Origin of the sequence: Amycolatopsis magusensis (genome assembly GCF_017875555.1) — a bacterium.
GTDB classification, from domain to species: Bacteria; Actinomycetota; Actinomycetes; order Mycobacteriales; family Pseudonocardiaceae; genus Amycolatopsis; species Amycolatopsis magusensis.
The window spans coordinates 1121051-1137486 of record NZ_JAGGMS010000001.1 but is presented as its reverse complement, the minus strand read 5'-3'; the positions used below and the strand labels follow the sequence as shown (position 1 = coordinate 1137486).

Sequence of the window (16436 nt, the reverse complement as noted above, 5' to 3'; positions counted from 1 at the left end):
GTGGCACCGATAGCGGTGCCACCGATCGGACCGCCGCTACGGTTTCGCGACCGTGCAGACGTTCGGCTCCAGGGTGACGGCGTGGTCAGCGCCCCACTGCGCGCCGGTGCCGACCACCCGGTGCGTGGCCCACGTGCCGGCGCGCGGGTCGAACCGCGTCCACGCGATCTGCTGCGTGCCGGGCAACGTGCCGTAGATGACGTCCGCGCCCGGCGAAACCAGCTGCGTGTAGCCGCTCCAGTTGCCCGGGGTCGTCCGCTCGCGCTGCAGCCACGTCCGCGTGGCGTGGTCGTAGTGGAAGCGGACCAGTGAACCGGTGGTGGTCCGGGCGTAGAGCACGCCGTCCCCGGCCGCGGTGATGGAGTTGAAGCGGCTCCAGCCGGTGTCCAGCACCACGCCCGCGTCGTTCTGCCAGCGCCCGGCCGCGGTGTCCCAGACGAACAGCCGCAGGTCACCGTTCGGGTCGATGCGGTAGATCCGGCCCTTCTCGTCCACGGTGAGCTTGTCGCGGTTGGCCGCGGACAGGTAGTGCTGCCAGCCGGTTCCCACCCGGGCGCCGCCGGTGATCTCGGCCCACGAGGCGGTCCACAGCCGCAGGTCGCCGTCGTTGAACGCGTCGGTGCTGGTGGTCTTCTGGTGCACCGACCACATCACGTCGGGCCCGGCCTTCACGGTGCCGGGCATCGGCCCGCTCCTGGTGCCCCACTCGGTCCAGTAGTCCACCCCGTCCAGGGCGGGCGACAGGGTGCTGTTGGGCTGCTGGACGTTGGTGGGGCTCTTGACGGCACCGGCTTTGGTGGCGAAGAAGCTCACGAAGGTCGAGCACTTGATGAACTGGTCGGGGTTGTGCTCGCCGAACCAGTCGATCAGGTCGTCCACCCTGGTCTCGACGGATCCGCTCCGGGTCTCCGTCGAGCCGAAGCAGCCCTTCTGCCAGGAGGTGGCGTGCACCCCGGCGAGTTCGGGGTTGTACGGGTCGCCCCGGTAGGCGGGACCGCCGGCGTCGCCGCGGCAGGTGTCCGAGGCGCCCGAGACGGTGAACGTGGTCCCGGAGACCGAGGACACCGCGGTGTCGGCGATGTGCTGCTTCAGCGGGACCCAGTCGGTGGCCGTCCGGCCGAAGCCCGCGATCCGCAGGGCCTCCGCCTGCTGGGGCGCTCGCGACGGCAACCGCGCGCTGCCGATCCCGACCCGCTGTTCGAGCTTGGCGAAGACCAGGTCGCGGTCCTCGCGGGGCCTCAGCTCGACGATCCGCTGGTGCAGCACGCCGGTGCCACCGCTGAGGGGCTGCACCGCGCCGTACCAGAACTGGGCGGTGGTGGGGCGGGGCGGCGGCCCGGCCGCGATGCGGAAGCCCTGCGCGGGATTTTCGGCGAAGCAGCTCGCCGCGGTGACGAGCCACTGGTCGGCGACGAGCGTGCCCGAGCAGGCCCGGAAGTTGTCGCCGACGGTGATGCGAGCGGTGTGCAGGTACGGGTCGCCGTAGTCGCCGGTGGGCGTGCCGTGGGTGATCGCGGCCGCCGGCGTGGCCAGCAGCGCCGCGAGTGCGGTGGCGGCGGCCAGCACGGCCACCGCGCGTCTCGCTTGTCGTGGATGTCTCATGGTCGTCCCCAGTCGGATTTCCGGTGCCGGGATGCGGCAGGTTCGCCGAACTCCGTCGGCACAATGTCAGAAGAAGGAAAAGAAACCAGCTCGGCGGGCAGGTCGGAACGCCGAATGGGAAATGGCACCCGCCGAACGGATCGAACGTAGCAGCAGGTCCCGGCGCCGGTAAGCGGCCGAATGGCTTATCGCCGCGGTCGGAGGAAAAGCCCGGAAAGAATTGACGAAGATTTGTAGCGGGGAATGGGGCAGAAAACGATTTTCCGGAACAGGCCCTAGGTGCGGCCGCAGATGGCGGTCGCCTGCGAGAGGTGCCAGCGGCCGCCCGCGTCGAAGTTCAGGCTGACCACCATGCGGTGCACGCCGTCGATGTGGTCGGCGAGGGAGACGTAGGCGGACTGCACGTCGGCCGCGGCCTCCGAGAGCGACTTCGCCGCGGCCAGCCGGTCCAGGGTGCCGGGGGGCAGATCGCTGCCGCTCAGCTGCCCGTCGCCGGGGTCGGGCAGGTCACCGATGCGCTCCAGCGCGGCGCACGCGGCCCGCGCGTCGGCGGCGGGCCCGGTCTCCGTGCCGGACAGCACCCACAGCAAACCGACCACCGCCGCGCCCAGCACGAACCCGCCTGCCCCGGCCGCCACCTGGCCCCGTGACAGCTGGCTGGCGGTGCCGGCCTCGTCATCGCCCACGATCGGGTATTGGAGCACCCCGCTGACCTGCGTGTACAGGCGTGCGGGCCGGTTGAGATCTTCCCGTGCTCAGACGCCGGGGATCTGGCCGTTGCGGAACGCGTCGACGAACAGCCGGTGATCGTCGCGGGCGAGCTCCCCGTAGGCCATGCCGAACTCGGTCAGCTCCTTGACGAAGGCGTCCTCTTCGGTGCCGATCGCCGCGGCGATCGCCTCCTCGCACTGGAACTCGACCAGCGTCTGCTCGGAGTCCGAATCGGCGACGCAGTGCATCTTCGCCGTGGCGCGGCCGAGGTAGTCCAGCACCGGCGCCATGTCCTCCGGCTCGGTCAGCTCCGACCAGTCCAGATCGGTCACGTACGGCGAAAGCTCGGCCACCACGAAACCGGTGCCGTCGTGTTCGGTGTAGCCGAGCCACGGGTCCGCGTGTGCCTGGAGCGCCCGCTGCGAGACCGCCGTGCGATGGCCCTCGTGCCGGAAGTAACCCCGGATCCGGTCCTCGTTGACGATCCGGCTCGGCGCCGGGACGCCGCCCTGCTTCATCGACAGCACCACGTCGTTGTCCAGTGCCTGCGTCGGACCCTCGACCAGGATGTTGTACGCGGGCAGCCCGGCCGAGCCGATGCCGAACCCCTTGCGCCCCACCACGTCCTTGACCCGGTAGGTGGCGTCGCCGAAGCGCTTGCCCGCCGGGATCGTGTCCAAATAGGACTCATACGCCCGTTCGACGGCGGACCGTTCGGACGCGTCCAGCCGTCGCACCCCGGGGCCGAGGCGGAACCGGCGGTCGTAGTCCTCCACCACGGTCACCTGGTCCAGCAGGCCGACCCTGGTGGACAGCCGCGCGTGCAGCAGGACGTCGTGCAGCAGGCCCTCGGTGGTGTCCAGCTGCAGCTTGAACATCTCGTCGCCGGGCCGGTCGGCGAACTCGCGCACCTGCCGGACGTAGCTGCGCAGGTAGGTGGTGATCAGCCGCTCGATGTCCACGTCGGAGATCGCCTTGCCCCAGGCCAGCAGCGCCACCGAGGCGGCGAGGCGCTTGAGGTCCCAGGTGAAGCTGCCGAGGTAGGCCTCGTCGAAGTCGTTGATGTCGAACACCAGCGCCCCGGCGGCGTCCATGTAGGTGCCGAAGTTCTCCGCGTGCAGATCGCCCTCGATCCACACGCGGCCGGTCCGCTCGTCCGCCCAGCGGTCGGGCTCGGCGGCCATGTCGGCGTAGAACAGGCACGCCGAACCGCGGTAGAAGGCGAACGGCGCGGCGGCCATCTTGCGGAACTTGCGGCGGAACGCCCCGGCGTCCGCCCGCATCAGCTCGTCGAACGCGTCGATGAGCACCTCGACTATCTCGGCCTGGCGCTGCTCGCCCGAGGTCTCCCGGATGCGCTCGACGACACTGGGCAACGGTCCTCCCGATGATCAGTGCTCAGTCAGCCGTACCAGTGGCAGGCGCGTCAACCCGGCTTCGCCCGAGATCTCCAGGAACGCGACCGCGTCGCAGCCGTCCACGTCGATGGTGGCGATGGCGTTGCCGAAGTGCGGACCGGACACGCGGTCCCAGCGCAGCGGCAGCGGCGGCACCCCGGCCCGGCGGGCGAACCGTTCGGCGATCGCGGTGGCCGAACGCCACCAGCCCATCTTGAACACCCCGCGCATGACCGTGGGGGCCGTGTTGTGCAGCGGTGAGCAGACCAGCTGGTGGATCGCCGCGGGCACTTCGGGTGCGTAGCCCGCCTTGGCGATGTAGGCGTGGTGCACGTCACCGGAGAGCACCGAGATCGACGCCGGGCCGCCCTCGGCCTTGCCGGTGCGGGTGATCAGCTCGTTGAGCCGGTCGAAGGACTCGCGGAAGGCCGACCAGTGTTCCAGGTCGGCGGTCTGGCGCACCCGTTCGGCGAGCTTGCCGCGCCAGCCGGGGCGGCGGCAGGCCGCCTCGTTGGCGGACTGGACGTGCGCCAGCGCGTGGGGCAGCAGCCACGGCAGGGAGGTCCCGATCAGCAGGTGGTCGAAGTCGCCCTCGGCGTTCTTCTCGATCCACTGGAACTCTTCTTCGTCGACCATCGAGCGTTCCTCGTGGCAGACCACGCGGCCCGCTCTGGTGTCGATGACCAGCAGCCGCACCGGCCCGAAGTCCCGCCGGTAGGACCAGCGGGCGCCCTTCTTGCCGTCCGCTTCCTTGTCGGCCTCCTCGGCGAACTCCTTGAGCGCCGGGAGGTTGTCCACGCCGGATTTCAGCACCTGCTGGAACATCGGCTCCTCGGCCAGCTCGGCCGGGGAGAGGTTGCCGATGTGCTGGTAGATCCAGTAGGAGGCGAGCCCGCCCTGGATGCGCTCCGGCCACCAGTCCTTCTCGGCCATCTGCTCGCGCCAGGTGTGCGAGGTGTTCCAGTCGTCGCGCACGTCGTGGTCGTCGAAGATCATCGACGTCGGCACGGTGGACAGCAGCCAGCGCAGCCATTCGTCGCTCCACGCCTCGTGGTAGAGCTGCGCGTACTCCTCGAAGTTGGCCACCTCGACACCCGGCGGCTCGCTGGTGTCGCGCTGCGTCTTGAGCCACTCCTGCATCTGCGGGGTGGTCTCGTCGGCGTAGACCTGGTCTCCCAGCAGCAGCAACGATTCCGGCCATTCGGACTCGGGCAGTACGGCCATCCGGCGGGCATAGCTGATCAGCGCGTCGTGCCCGATCGACGGCATTTCCCGCGGCTTGCGGCAGGAACCGAAGACGATCCGGAACTTGGTGTCCTCTTCGGACAGTGTGCGGATGCGGCTGGCCGGGCGGGTGTAGCCGGGAGGCGGCCAGGCCACCTCGTCGTCCAGCCGGACCTCGTAGGCGGTGGTGGTGCCGGGCTCCAGCCCGGTGATCACCACGAGCGCGAAGTGGCGGCCGCCCGCTTCGAACGTCGGCGTGCTCGCGCCGAGGACCTCCACCACGCACGGTCCGTCGGTCTCCACCCAGACGGTGGCGGAATCGTGGTTCACGTGCCGCAACAAGGGGCCCAGCAGCAACTCGGTCATCTTCTCGTCCGCTCCTCACAGAACTGCCACAGCGCGTCGCGCTGCACAGCGGTTTCGCGGGTTCGCCGCAGGTAGTGCGCCGGACGCGGCGCGCGATCGTGCCAGAACTGCCCGGTGTGCTCCGCCCGGCCGCCCTCCTCCGCGGCGGCCAGCCAGACCACGGTGTCGGCGCCCTGCTCGGCGTCCCGGAGCAGGGGGCCCATCACCTTGGCGAAGCCGGGCAGCGAGTCGGTCACGCCGGGGGTGGCCGCCCAGCCGGGATGGACGCCGTGCACGGTGATGCCGTCGCACTCCAGCCGCCGTCCCCAGAGCAGGGCGAGCACCACCTGCATGCGCTTGGTCCTGGCGTAGGCCTTGGTGCCGTTGTACTCGCCTCGGCGGTACTGCGGATCGTCGACGCGCAGTGGCTGGGTGTACATGCCGCCGGAGGACACGAAGAGCACACGCCCCGGCTCGCCGTCGCGCAGGGCCGGGGTGAGCAGCGAGGTCAGCAGGTGCGGGCCGAGCACGTGGGTGGCCAGGGCGATCTCGTTGCCCTGCGCGGTTTCGGCGCGTTGAGGCGGCATCGTGCCCGCGTTGTGCACGAGCACGTCGAGTCCGGTGAGCGTGCCGGCGAACCGCCGGACGTCGTCCAAATCGGACACGTCACAGCGGTCGACGTGGAGGTCGGCGCCGGGGATTTCGCCCAGTATTTCCGCTTTCGCCCGTTCGCCGCGTTCGGTGTCGCGGACGACCAGCCGAATGGACGCACCCAACCGGGCCATCCCGGCGGCTGCCGCTTTGCCCAGCCCGGAGTTCGCCCCGGTGATCACCACCCGCTTGCCGCGCAAGGCATCCGGCGGCAACGGCTGCCAGAAGCGCTTGCGCAGCAGGAACCCCAGCTTGGTGTAGCCGGGAACGATGGTCCGGTCCGCGACCACGTCCAGCACTCTCGGGAGGTTCACGGCTACAACCGTGCCAGGCGCGGCCTGGTTTCGCAGCGCTGCGTTTCTACGGGTACTGAGTGGGTTTGGTCGGACGCTCGGCGTAGTCCGGTTCGCGCGACGCGATCACCTCGGGGTCGCAGAGTTCGCGCAGCACGGCGAACCCCTGCGGGCTGCCGGACCAGTGGTGGTGCAGCGGCCCGATGCCGACCTGGCGGGCGATCGAGCGCAGCGCCGCGGTGGCCAGGATCGCGTCGTCCCGCCTGCCGACCGCGGGCACGAAGTCGGGCACCAGGTCGATCGGCGAGGCGAGGTAGGCGAACACCAGGCTGATCCGGATCCGCACCCCGGCCGGCTGGCTCTTGTCCGCGGCCATCCGGCGCATCAGCCGCAGCACGTCGGGCAGCAGCCGCACCGCTTCGGGCAGCAGGCCGCCCTTCGGCCGCCACACCACCAGCGCGAGCAGCAGGGCGGGCCACAACAGCAGGAGGCCGAGCACCAGGCCGAACACCATGTCGATCCAGAAAATGCCGGTCATGTTCCCCATTGTCCCGAACTCCCGGGTGTGCGGTCATCCGGCAGATCCCCTAGGGAGAACCACTCAGCCCCAGCCGAGCTCGTGGAGCCTCGCGTCGTCGATGCCGAAGTGGTGGGCGATCTCGTGCACCACGGTGATCAGCACTTCCTCGACCACCTCGGCCTCCGAATCGCACATCGCCAGCAGCGGCTGCCGGTAGATCGAGATGCGGTCGGGCAGCACCCCGCCGTAGTCGGAGTTGCGCTCGGTGAGCGCGATGCCGTGGTAGAGCCCGAGGATGTCCGGTTCCTCCTGGTTGAACTCCTCGACCAGGACGACCACGTTGTCCATCGCGGCGGCGAACTGCGGCGGCACCTCGTCCAGCGCCTCGGCGACCAGTTCCTCGAACCGCGCGAGCGGCATGTCGACCGGCATCAGGCCCCCGGGAGTGGTGCGTCCGGCGGCACGGGCGGCGGCACGTCCCCGGACGACGGCACGGGCTCGTGGTTGTCCGCGGGCGGCTCGTTGCCGCTGTTCGGGTCCTCGGGCACCGAGGTCGGCGCCGGCTCCGAGGTCGGGGCGGAGGTCTTCGGCGCCTGGCCGTCGGAGTGCAGGCTGCCGGTCACCGGGGCCAGCCCGCTGCCGTCCTCCAGCTTCGCGCCGACCTTGCAGTTGACCTTGGTGGAGCCGGCTTCCCAGCTCTCGGCCTCGCGCAGGTCCCAGGTCAGGATCAGTTTCTTCTCGGTGAGGTCGGTGCCGCCGGTGTACTCCTCGGCGATCTTGCTGCACTCGGTGTCGAGCCAGGTCTTCTGGTCGTCCTCCGACGGAACTTCGTCGCCTTCGAACTTGTCGGCCAGGTCCAGCAGCCCGATGATCTCGTAGGCGTGCGGCTGGGTGCAGTCGACCGGGTCGCCGACGGTCTTGCCGGTCAGCGCCAGGCAGGTGCCCACCTGCCAGACGTTCGACTGGTCCTCCTCGGCCGCCGGTCCGGTCAGCTTCTGCAACTGCCCGCCGGGCGCGGCCCACTGGAGCCCACACCGCAACTGACGGTCACCCTCGGCCCACTCCTGGTCACTCGGGTGGAGGACGCCGATCGAGAGCTTGCCGAGGGGGTCCAGTGGTTTCTTCAGATACGTCTCGGCGGTCTCGGCGCAGCGCTCCTGCCCGAGCTGGCGCCACTGCGTCAGATCCGGGGACGGCACCCCCGGCGGGTACTGCGGCGCGACGTCGATCACGCCGATCACCTCGAACAGGTGCGGTTGCTCACAGTCGACCTTCCGCGCGTCGCCCGCGTCCGGAAGATCCCAGTTCAGGCAGCTGCCGGGTGGGGAGTGGAAGGCCTCGCGCGCGGCGATCTCGGCCTCGGACCGACCTCCGCCACCGCCACCGGTGATGTCCTCGTTGCCCCAGGAGAACAGCACGCTGAGCGAGAGCGCGATGATCGCGCCCAGCGACACCCCGGCCATGAGCAGCCACGTGCGCAAGCGCTCATTCCGGGAACGGAACCGTTCCACTTCTGCAGACATCTACTCCATGATGCCTGCGTCGCGCGAATGCGCCAGCGTTCGGGTGACTAATGTGGGCAGGGCGAAGTGCGGTTGGCCAGCGGTTACGGAGCGCTCGATGACGGAGAACACACCCGGGGGCACACAGCCCCCCGACCAGCCCAAGCGCGGATCCATGCGCTTTCAGGACGCGGAGAGCACCACCCCCCGCGAACCGACCCTGGCGGAGCAGCGCGCCCGTAAGCAGGCGCTCGCCGCCGAGCGTGATCGGGAGATCACCGAACAGCAGACGCGGGCCGAGGCCGAACGCAAGGCTTCGACCAAGCGGAAGGTGCTGATCGGCAGCGGCGTCACCGTCGGACTGGTCGGCCTCGTCGCCGCCTGGTACGTCGCCGCGACACCCGACGAGGTCACCGCGACCTGCACCACCGCCGACGGCACCGTGGTCGACAACGACGACTACTGCGACGAGGGCTACGCGAGCAGCCACGGCGGCTACCACAGCGGCGGGTTCATGTTCATCCCCATCCCCGGTGGTGGTTACAACCAGTACCACTACAACTACGGCGGCACCGGCGCCCCCGGGCAGAAGATCAGCGGCGGGTCGTACACCGCGCCGTCGAACGCCAACGTGACCACGAAGTCGGGCAAGTCCGTGCAGCGCGGCGGCTTCGGCATCAGCAACTCGAGCAACGGCAAGAGCGGGGGCTCCTGACTTGCACAGGGAAACCAGTACGCCCCGGCAGAACTGGCAGCGCACCGTCGAGGAACAGGGGCTGGTCTTCGGCACGCCGGCCCGGTACGGCAGCGGGCAGTCGCGGCCCTACTGGGACGAATCGGTGCACTACGTGCTGCCGATGGACGAGGTGCTCTCGGTCGAGGCGGACGTCGAACTGCTGCACTCGATGTGCCTGGAAGCGGTCGACAACGTCATCCTCACCGAGCGCTACCGCGAGTTCGGCATCCCGGAGTGGGTCTGGCCGCACATCGCCGAGTCGTGGAAGCGCCGCGACCCGCACGTGTACGGCCGGTTCGACCTGCGCTACGACGGCAAGAGCCCGGCGAAGCTGCTCGAGTACAACGCCGACACCCCGACCTCGCTGCTCGAGGCTGCGGTGGTCCAGTGGTACTGGAAGACCGACGTCTTCCCGGACGACGACCAGTGGAACTCCATCCACGAGAAGCTGGTCGAGCGCTGGGCCGAGATCGGCGACCTGCTGCCCTCGAAGGAACTGCACTTCAGCTGGTCCACCGCCGACCCCACCGGTGAGGACCACATCACCACCTCCTACCTGCAGGAGACCGCCGCCGAGGCGGGGCTGGACACCGTCGGCCTGGCCATCGAGGAGGTCGGCTGGGACCCGGTGCTCAAGCGGTTCGTCGACCTCGAAGAGGCACCGATGAACACGCTGGTGAAGCTGTACCCGTGGGAGTGGGTGGTCGAGGAGGAGTTCGGCCGGTACGCGGTGGAGTCGCTGCCGCGCACGCTCTGGGTCGAGCCGCTGTGGAAGATGCTGCTGTCGAACAAGGCGCTGCTGGGCATCCTCTGGGAGAACTACCCCGGGCACCCGAACCTGCTGCCCGCCTTCAACGACGACCCCGGCCTGCTCACCGAGTACGTGCGCAAGCCGAAGCTCGGCCGTGAAGGCGCCAACGTGCAGATCGTGGCCACCGGCTACGAGACCGAGACCGGCGGCGTCTACGGCGCGGAGGGCTACGTCTACCAGGCGTTCGACCCGCTGCCCGAGTTCGACGGCTTCCGCCCGGCGCTGGGCGCGTGGATCGTCGGCGACCAGGCGGCCGGGCTCGGCATCCGCGAAACCGCCGGGCTGGTCACCGACGACGGCGCCGCGTTCATCCCGCACCGCATCCCCGAGTAGAGCGCGAATCGGGTGATCAGGCACAATCCGCGCTGATCACCCGCCCTAGCACCTGGGAGTACCTGTGACGACGACCCTCGCCCTGTCCGAGACGTTCGGCTCGGACCTGGTCCGCGGCATCGGCGCGATCCTGCTCTACGGCGTGATCGGCCTGCTGCTCATGCTGATCGGTTTCTACGCCATCGACTGGACCACCCCGGGCAAGCTGTCCGACCTGGTCCGCCGGGGGCTGCCGAACGCGGTGATCGTCACCGCCTCCGGGTTGCTGTCGATGGCCTTCATCGTGGTCGTCGCGATCTTCAACTCGGCGAGCGACCTGACCGAGGGCCTGATCACCTCGCTGGTCTACGGCCTGCTCGGCATCGTCGTCCAGGTGCTGGCCGTGCGGCTGCTGGAATGGGCCACCCGGATCGACGTCGGCTCCACCATCGAGAGCGACAAGTTCGCCCCGGCCAGCGTCGTGGTGGCCGCCGCGCACATCGCGCTCGGACTCGTGGTGGCCGTCGGCATCAGCTGATGGCCGGTTCCGCCGTCCACTAGCGTGGGGGGCGTGCGCCTGCTGAGGACACCGGACGACCGGTTCACGGACCTGCCCGACTTCGACTTCCCCGTTTTCTACGCGGACCTGGAAGACCCGGCCTGCGGCATCGTCAGAATGGCGTACGTGGAGGCGGGGCCGCCGGACGGGCCGCCGGTGCTCCTGCTGCACGGGGAGCCGACCTGGTCGTTCCTCTACCGCAAGCTGCTCCCGGTGCTCGCCGACGCCGGCCTCCGGGCGATCGCGCCCGACCTGGTCGGCTTCGGCCGCTCCGACAAGCCGGTCGACATCGTCGACCACTCCTACGCCCGGCACGTGGAGTGGGTGCGCTCGCTCGTCTTCGACGCGCTCGACCTGCGTCAGGTGACCATCGTCGGGCAGGACTGGGGCGGCCTGATCGGGCTGCGCCTGGCCGCGGAGAACCTGCGGCTGGTCTCCGGCGTGGTCGCCGCGAACACCGGCCTGCCCACCGGCGACCACGACATGCCCGCCGAGTGGCACGCCTTCCGCAAGGCGATGGAGACCGCGCCGATCATGGACATCGCCCGGTTCGTCCAGGCCGGGACGCGGACCAAGCTGACCGAGGCCGAGCGCGCCGCCTACGACGCGCCCTTCCCCAACGAGATGTACAAGGCCGGCCCGCGGGCCATGCCGGGCCTGGTGCCGACCACCCCGGACGACCCGGCGAGCGCGGCCAACCGGCTCGCGGTGGCCACGCTGGCCACCGCCGACCTGCCGATCCTGTCCGCCTTCTCCGACGGCGACCCGATCACCGCCGGCTGGGAGCCGGAGGTGCGCAAGCTCGGTGGCGCGGCCGGGCTGGACCACCCGACGATCCGTGACGCGGGCCACTTCCTCCAGGAGGACGCGGGCGAGGAGCTGGGGCGGGTGGTGGCGGCTTTCGTCGCCGGGCCTGCGACTACCCTCGGTTCTCGTGATTGACCCCAGGACACTCCGCGAAGACCCGGAAGCCGTGCGCGCCTCGCAGCGCGCCCGTGGTGAGGACGAGGGCGTGGTCGGCAAACTGCTCGACCTCGACGCCCGCCGCCGGTCCGCGATCGCGAGTGCCGACTCCCTGCGCGCCGAGCAGAAGCAGCTCGGCAAGCAGATCGGCAAGGCGAAGGGCGAGGAGCGGGACGCGCTGCTGGCCAGGGGCAAGGAGCTGGCCGCGCAGGTGAAGGCCGCGGAGGCCGAGCAGACGCAGTCCTCGGAGGAGTTCGAGGAGCTGCACCGGCTGGTGCCGAACGTGGTGCACCCCGACGCGCCGGTCGGCGGTGAAGACGACTTCGCCGTGGTCAAGCACGTCGGCACGCCGCGGGAGTTCGACTTCGGCGTCAAGGACCACCTGGAGCTGTGCGAAGGGCTCGACGCGCTCGACATGGAGCGCGGCGCGAAGGTGTCGGGCTCGCGGTTCTACTTCCTCAAGGGCATCGGCGCCCAGCTGCAGCTGGCGCTGCTGAACATGGCGTCGGCGCAGGCCGCGGAGAACGGCTTCACGCTGATGATCACCCCGGTGCTGGTGCGCCCGGAGATCATGGCGGGCACCGGGTTCCTCGGCGCGCACTCGTCGGAGGTCTACCGGCTGCGTGACGACGACCTGTACCTGGTCGGCACCTCGGAGGTCTCGCTCGCCGGGTACCACGCGGACGAGATCCTGGACCTGTCGAAGGGACCGGCGCGCTACGCCGGCTGGTCCTCCTGCTTCCGCCGCGAAGCCGGGTCGTACGGCAAGGACACCCGCGGCATCATCCGCGTGCACCAGTTCGACAAGGTGGAGATGTTCACCTACTGCCGTCCGGAGGACGCGGAGGCCGAGCACGCCCGCCTGCTCGACTGGGAGGAGCAGATGCTGGCCAAGATCGAGGTGCCCTACCGGGTGATCGACACGGCCACCGGCGACCTGGGCACCTCGGCGGCGCGGAAGTTCGACTGCGAGGCGTGGGTGCCTTCGCAGCAGGCCTACCGCGAGCTGACCTCGACCTCGAACTGCACCACGTTCCAGGCGCGCCGCCTGGGGGTGCGCTACCGCGACGAGAACGGCAAGCCGCAGACCGCCGCCACGCTGAACGGCACGCTGGCCACCACCCGCTGGCTGGTGGCGATCCTGGAGAACCACCAGCAGCCCGACGGTTCGGTGCGGGTCCCCGAGGCCCTTCGCCCCTATTTGGGCGGTCGTGAGGTGCTCTCCCCAGTACGGTGAGCGCATGTTCCGCCGGATCGTCCCGCTCGCCGCGTTGCTGCTGCTGACCGCCTGCACCAGTCAGGTCGGCGGCATCCCGCGGCCCGCGCAGGACGGTCCGGTGCTCACCGGCCTCGCCGCGCTGCAGCCGTGCGAACTCTTCACGCCCGAGCAGCTGGCGTTCCTGGAACTGAGCGACCCGCAGTACTACCCGGCCGAGGTGCGGCGCAAGATCCCGCACGGCTGCCGGTTCACCGTCGAGAGCGGCGGCGGCCTCGACATCGGCATCAGCACGCCCGAGATCACCGTGCGCGAGTACATGGCCGGGGCGGTGTCGGACGCCTCGTTCGAGGCGGGCGGCCTGCCGTGGCAGGTGTACCAGGGCGTGGTGCTGGAGTCGCTGTGCGACCTGGTGGTCGAGTTCCCGGACCAGAGCTGGGTCCGGGTCGGCAGCAGCGACTTCTCCGGCGACGGGGACCCGTGCCGGGTGGCGAAGCTGGCCGTGCCGTTCCTGGCGGGGAAGCTGCCCGGCGGCGCGCCCGCGCCACCGCCGCCCCCGAAGCAGGAGTCGCCGCTGGCCGGGCAGGACCCGTGCACCGCGCTCACCGCGCCGGAGGCCGAGCAGATCGGCCTGCTGGGGTCCAGCGCGAAGCCGTTCGAGCTGGGGGAGTCGGGCAAGGGCTGCGAGTGGTCCCCCGCCGACGAGAGCGGGGGCCTGGAGGACATCACCGTCACCTTCCAGAACGACGAGTCGATCGACGACGCGGCTCTGGGGGAGAAACCGGACGCCGAAGAGGACCTGGGGGGCCGCCGGTGGCTGATCTACGACAAACCCGCGGACATCGACGGCATGTGCCGCGTGGCGAGCGCGACCTCGGAGAAGTCGCACGTGTCGATCTCGTCGAGCAACTTCGTCGACGCGGCCAAGACGTGCGAGCTGGCCAAGGCCGCCGCGCCGCTGGTCGCGGCCAAGCTGCCGCGCTCGTGAGGCTGGTCGCGGCGTTCGTCGCGGTGCTGCTGGTCGCCGGGTGCGCGGCGAAGGTGCCGGGACAGGCGATGCCGGGTGCGCCGCCGCCTTCGGCTTCTCCGGTTGCCGGTGATCCGTGCGCGCTGCTCACACCGGAGCACGTGAAGCGGCTGGACCTGGTGGAGCCGGGGGTCGGCAAGCCGGCGAACCCGAAGCTGGAGCTGCCGCCCACCTGCGAGTGGGAGCAGGCCAGCGACGACCGGCGGGACTCGGTGACCGTCGGGCTGAGCAGCGACATGAGCCTGAGCCAGTACTTCGGCTCGTCGACCGCGGGGGAGACGATCGAGCTGGGTGGGTTCAGCTGGACCCGGTACCTGGACGGACTGCTGGGGGAGAGCTACTGCACGTACGCCACGGAACTATCCGAACGATCGTTCGTATTTATTGGTTCGGGTGATCGGCGGACCCCGGAGAAGTCCTGCGAGGCCGTGCGCGAGGTGGTGCAACTGGTCGCGTCACAGCTGCCCGGTGGGCAGCCCGCGCCACCGCCCGCCCCGCCGAGCCCGCTGGTGTCGGTGGACGGCTGCGCGCTGCTGACCCAGCCGCAGGCCGACGAACTGGGCCTGCGGCCGAACCCGCGCAGACTGGAGAAGGGCTGGGTGGGCGACCTGCCCGGCGGGTGCGAGTGGACGGTGTCCGGGAACAGCGAGTACGACCTGCTGGTGGTGATGGTCGCCCCGGACCGCTCGGCGGCGGAGCTCGACTACCACCACGAACCGTCCGGCGAAACCTTCGACGCGGGCGGCCGGACGTGGGCCGTGCACCCGGGGGACAAGCGCGCCTGCACGGTCATCCTCGCCTACGACGACAAGTCGAGCATCCTGATCAACCGCAGCGACAACGACGAAGGCCCCTACTGCGAAGACCTCAAACGCGCAGCGACGCTGGTCACGGCAAACCTGCCAGCATAAATCCGAGTTACACATTCCCGCACCCGAGTTACACACTCAGGCGCCCGAGTTACACGTTCCCGCAGCTGAATTCCACACTCGCGCAGCTGAGTTCCACACTTGTCGGCTGGGTGGGCGCGGGATGCATTCGTACGGGGTGCCCCGCCCCGGTTTTTGATTGTGACTACGGCGAAGGCCTCCATGTCAAGGCGGGAAAGATGCCCTGACATGGAGTCCTTCGCCGTGTTTTTGGCTGTGGACCGGGGTGGGGTGGGGGTTTGGGCGGCTGCTCTGGTGTGTGCCCGGGTGGCGGTTTGCTGGTGGGTGGGTGGGGTGGGGGTGGGGTTTGATGCCGTGAATGTGGCTTTCACGGCGGAATGTGCCGTGAAAGCCACATTCACGGCACTGTGGGCGCCTTGGTGTCACGAAAGTGGCTTTCGGGACGTTTGATGTCTCGAAAGCCACATTCGTGACATGGCTAGACCTGGTCGGCGACGTGTTTGGCGATTTCCAGGGCGCTGGTGGCGGCCGGCGAGGGGGCGTTCAGGACGTGCACCTGGTTCGGGGCGGTTTCGATGAGGAAGTCGTCGACCATGGAGCCGTCTGGCAGCAGGGCCTGCGCCCGGACGCCCGAGCCGTGGCGCACGATGTCTTCCGGCTGCACGGCGGGCACCAGTTTCGCCAGGCTGTGCGCGAACCGCTTCTTCGAGAACGACCGTCGAACCTCGTCCAGGCCGATGGGGTAGGCGTACTTCTTCGCCAGCCGCCAGATGCCGGGGAAGCGCGCCACCTCGGCCAGGTCGGTGGGTGAGATGTCGCCCCAGCGGTAGCCTTCGCGGCGCAGCGCGAGCACGGCGTTCGGGCCGGCGTGCACGCTGCCGTCGAGCATGCGGGTCAGGTGGACGCCGAGGAACGGCAGCGACGCGTCCGGCACCGGGTAGATCAGGCCGCGCACCAGGTGGCGGCGGTCCTCGCGCAGTTCGTAGTACTCACCGCGGAACGGGACGATGCGGGCCTTCGGCGTCAGCCCGGCCAGTCGCGCGATCCGGTCCGAGTGCAGCCCGGCGCAGTTGACCAGCGCGTCGGCTCGCAGCACCTCGGTGCCGGTGGCGACCTCCACCTTCGAGTTCCGGCTGCGGATGCCCAGCGCGGGCGTGCCCAGGCGCAGGTCGGCCCCGGCTTCTTCGAGCAGGCGCACCAGTGCGCGGCACACCCCGGGGAAGTCGATGATGCCGGTGGACTCCACCCGCAGCGCGCTCACGCACGCCACCTCGGGCTCGTAGTCGCGGGCCTCGTCGGCGCCGATCAGCTTCGCCGGCACGCCGTTGGCCTCGGCCCGTTCGGCCAGCACGGCCAGCGCGGGCAACTCGGCGTCCGAAGTGGCCACGACGAGCTTGCCGCAGACCTCCACGCCGACGCCGTTCTCCCTGGCGAAGTCCACGATGGACCGGTTGCCCGCCACCGACATCCGCGCCTTGAACGAGCCCGGCTTGTAGTACAACCCGGCGTGCACCACGTTCGAGTTGTGCCCGGTCTGGTGGGCGGCCCAGTGGTCTTCCTTCTCCAGCACGGTGACCCGCTCGCCGCGGCGGGTCAGCTCCCACGCCGTGGCCAGTCCGATGATCCCGCCGCCGATGACAACAACGTTCTTCCGCACGGTCGGCCAGCGTACGTGAG

General features: G+C 70.0%; 16 protein-coding genes. 7 read left to right on the top strand and 9 right to left on the bottom strand.

Annotation, left to right across the window (positions count from 1 at the left end):
* Positions 1 to 36: 36 nt before the first annotated feature.
* From JOM49_RS05420 to JOM49_RS05385, 8 genes are all read right to left on the bottom strand, one after another.
* Positions 37 to 1602, bottom strand: a complete 1566-nt coding sequence (locus tag JOM49_RS05420) for a tachylectin-related carbohydrate-binding protein (protein ID WP_209663260.1) — start codon at positions 1600 to 1602, stop codon at positions 37 to 39.
* A 275-nt stretch (positions 1603 to 1877) separates the two neighbouring features.
* Positions 1878 to 2288, bottom strand: a complete 411-nt coding sequence (locus JOM49_RS05415) for a hypothetical protein (protein ID WP_282769839.1) — start codon at positions 2286 to 2288, stop codon at positions 1878 to 1880.
* Positions 2289 to 2357: 69 nt separating this feature from the next.
* Complete coding sequence (locus JOM49_RS05410) at positions 2358 to 3689, bottom strand: DUF2252 domain-containing protein (RefSeq protein ID WP_245369237.1); 1332 nt, start codon at positions 3687 to 3689, stop codon at positions 2358 to 2360.
* A 15-nt stretch (positions 3690 to 3704) separates the two neighbouring features.
* Entirely contained in the window at positions 3705 to 5300 is a 1596-nt protein-coding gene (locus JOM49_RS05405; protein ID WP_209663259.1) for an alkaline phosphatase D family protein, read from the bottom strand.
* Positions 5297 to 6244, bottom strand: a complete 948-nt coding sequence (locus JOM49_RS05400) for an SDR family NAD(P)-dependent oxidoreductase (protein ID WP_209663258.1) — start codon at positions 6242 to 6244, stop codon at positions 5297 to 5299. The genes JOM49_RS05405 and JOM49_RS05400 overlap by 4 nt, the downstream gene beginning before the upstream one ends.
* 46 nt (positions 6245 to 6290) lie before the next feature.
* Positions 6291 to 6761 (bottom strand): YkvA family protein, encoded by a 471-nt coding sequence (locus JOM49_RS05395; protein ID WP_209663257.1) that lies wholly within the window; start codon positions 6759 to 6761, stop codon positions 6291 to 6293.
* Between the two features lie 63 nt (positions 6762 to 6824).
* On the bottom strand, positions 6825 to 7175 hold the full coding sequence (locus JOM49_RS05390; RefSeq protein WP_209663256.1) for a metallopeptidase family protein: 351 nt from the start codon (positions 7173 to 7175) through the stop codon (positions 6825 to 6827).
* Positions 7175 to 8266 carry a septum formation family protein gene (locus tag JOM49_RS05385; RefSeq protein ID WP_209663255.1) on the bottom strand — a complete coding sequence of 364 codons (1092 nt, stop codon included), beginning with the start codon at positions 8264 to 8266 and terminating at the stop codon, positions 7175 to 7177. Before JOM49_RS05385 ends, JOM49_RS05390 begins: the two co-directional genes overlap by 1 nt.
* A 154-nt stretch (positions 8267 to 8420) precedes the next feature.
* On the opposite strand from JOM49_RS05385, the gene JOM49_RS05380 reads away from it, so the two are divergent.
* From JOM49_RS05380 to JOM49_RS05350, 7 genes are all read left to right on the top strand, one after another.
* On the top strand, positions 8421 to 8960 hold the full coding sequence (locus JOM49_RS05380) for a hypothetical protein (RefSeq protein WP_372443971.1): 540 nt from the start codon (positions 8421 to 8423) through the stop codon (positions 8958 to 8960).
* A 1-nt stretch (position 8961) separates the two neighbouring features.
* A complete protein-coding gene (locus JOM49_RS05375) occupies positions 8962 to 10125 on the top strand; it encodes a glutathionylspermidine synthase family protein (protein WP_209663253.1) in 1164 nt (387 codons plus the stop codon).
* A 64-nt stretch (positions 10126 to 10189) separates the two neighbouring features.
* Positions 10190 to 10642, top strand: a complete 453-nt coding sequence (locus tag JOM49_RS05370; protein ID WP_209663252.1) for a DUF350 domain-containing protein — start codon at positions 10190 to 10192, stop codon at positions 10640 to 10642.
* Between the two features lie 33 nt (positions 10643 to 10675).
* Positions 10676 to 11605, top strand: coding sequence for a haloalkane dehalogenase (locus tag JOM49_RS05365; RefSeq protein ID WP_209663251.1), 930 nt, complete (start codon positions 10676 to 10678; stop codon positions 11603 to 11605).
* Positions 11598 to 12863, top strand: a complete 1266-nt coding sequence (gene serS / locus JOM49_RS05360) for a serine--tRNA ligase (RefSeq protein ID WP_209663250.1) — start codon at positions 11598 to 11600, stop codon at positions 12861 to 12863. Before JOM49_RS05365 ends, serS begins: the two co-directional genes overlap by 8 nt.
* Positions 12864 to 12867: 4 nt before the next feature.
* Complete coding sequence (locus tag JOM49_RS05355) at positions 12868 to 13830, top strand: DUF3558 family protein (RefSeq protein ID WP_209663249.1); 963 nt, start codon at positions 12868 to 12870, stop codon at positions 13828 to 13830.
* Positions 13827 to 14780 (top strand): DUF3558 family protein, encoded by a 954-nt coding sequence (locus JOM49_RS05350; protein ID WP_209663248.1) that lies wholly within the window; start codon positions 13827 to 13829, stop codon positions 14778 to 14780. The genes JOM49_RS05355 and JOM49_RS05350 overlap by 4 nt, the downstream gene beginning before the upstream one ends.
* Positions 14781 to 15237: 457 nt before the next feature.
* Here JOM49_RS05350 and lhgD read toward each other — a convergent pair whose 3' ends face one another.
* A complete protein-coding gene (gene lhgD, locus JOM49_RS05345; protein WP_209663247.1) occupies positions 15238 to 16416 on the bottom strand; it encodes an L-2-hydroxyglutarate dehydrogenase in 1179 nt (392 codons plus the stop codon).
* Positions 16417 to 16436: the final 20 nt, after the last annotated feature.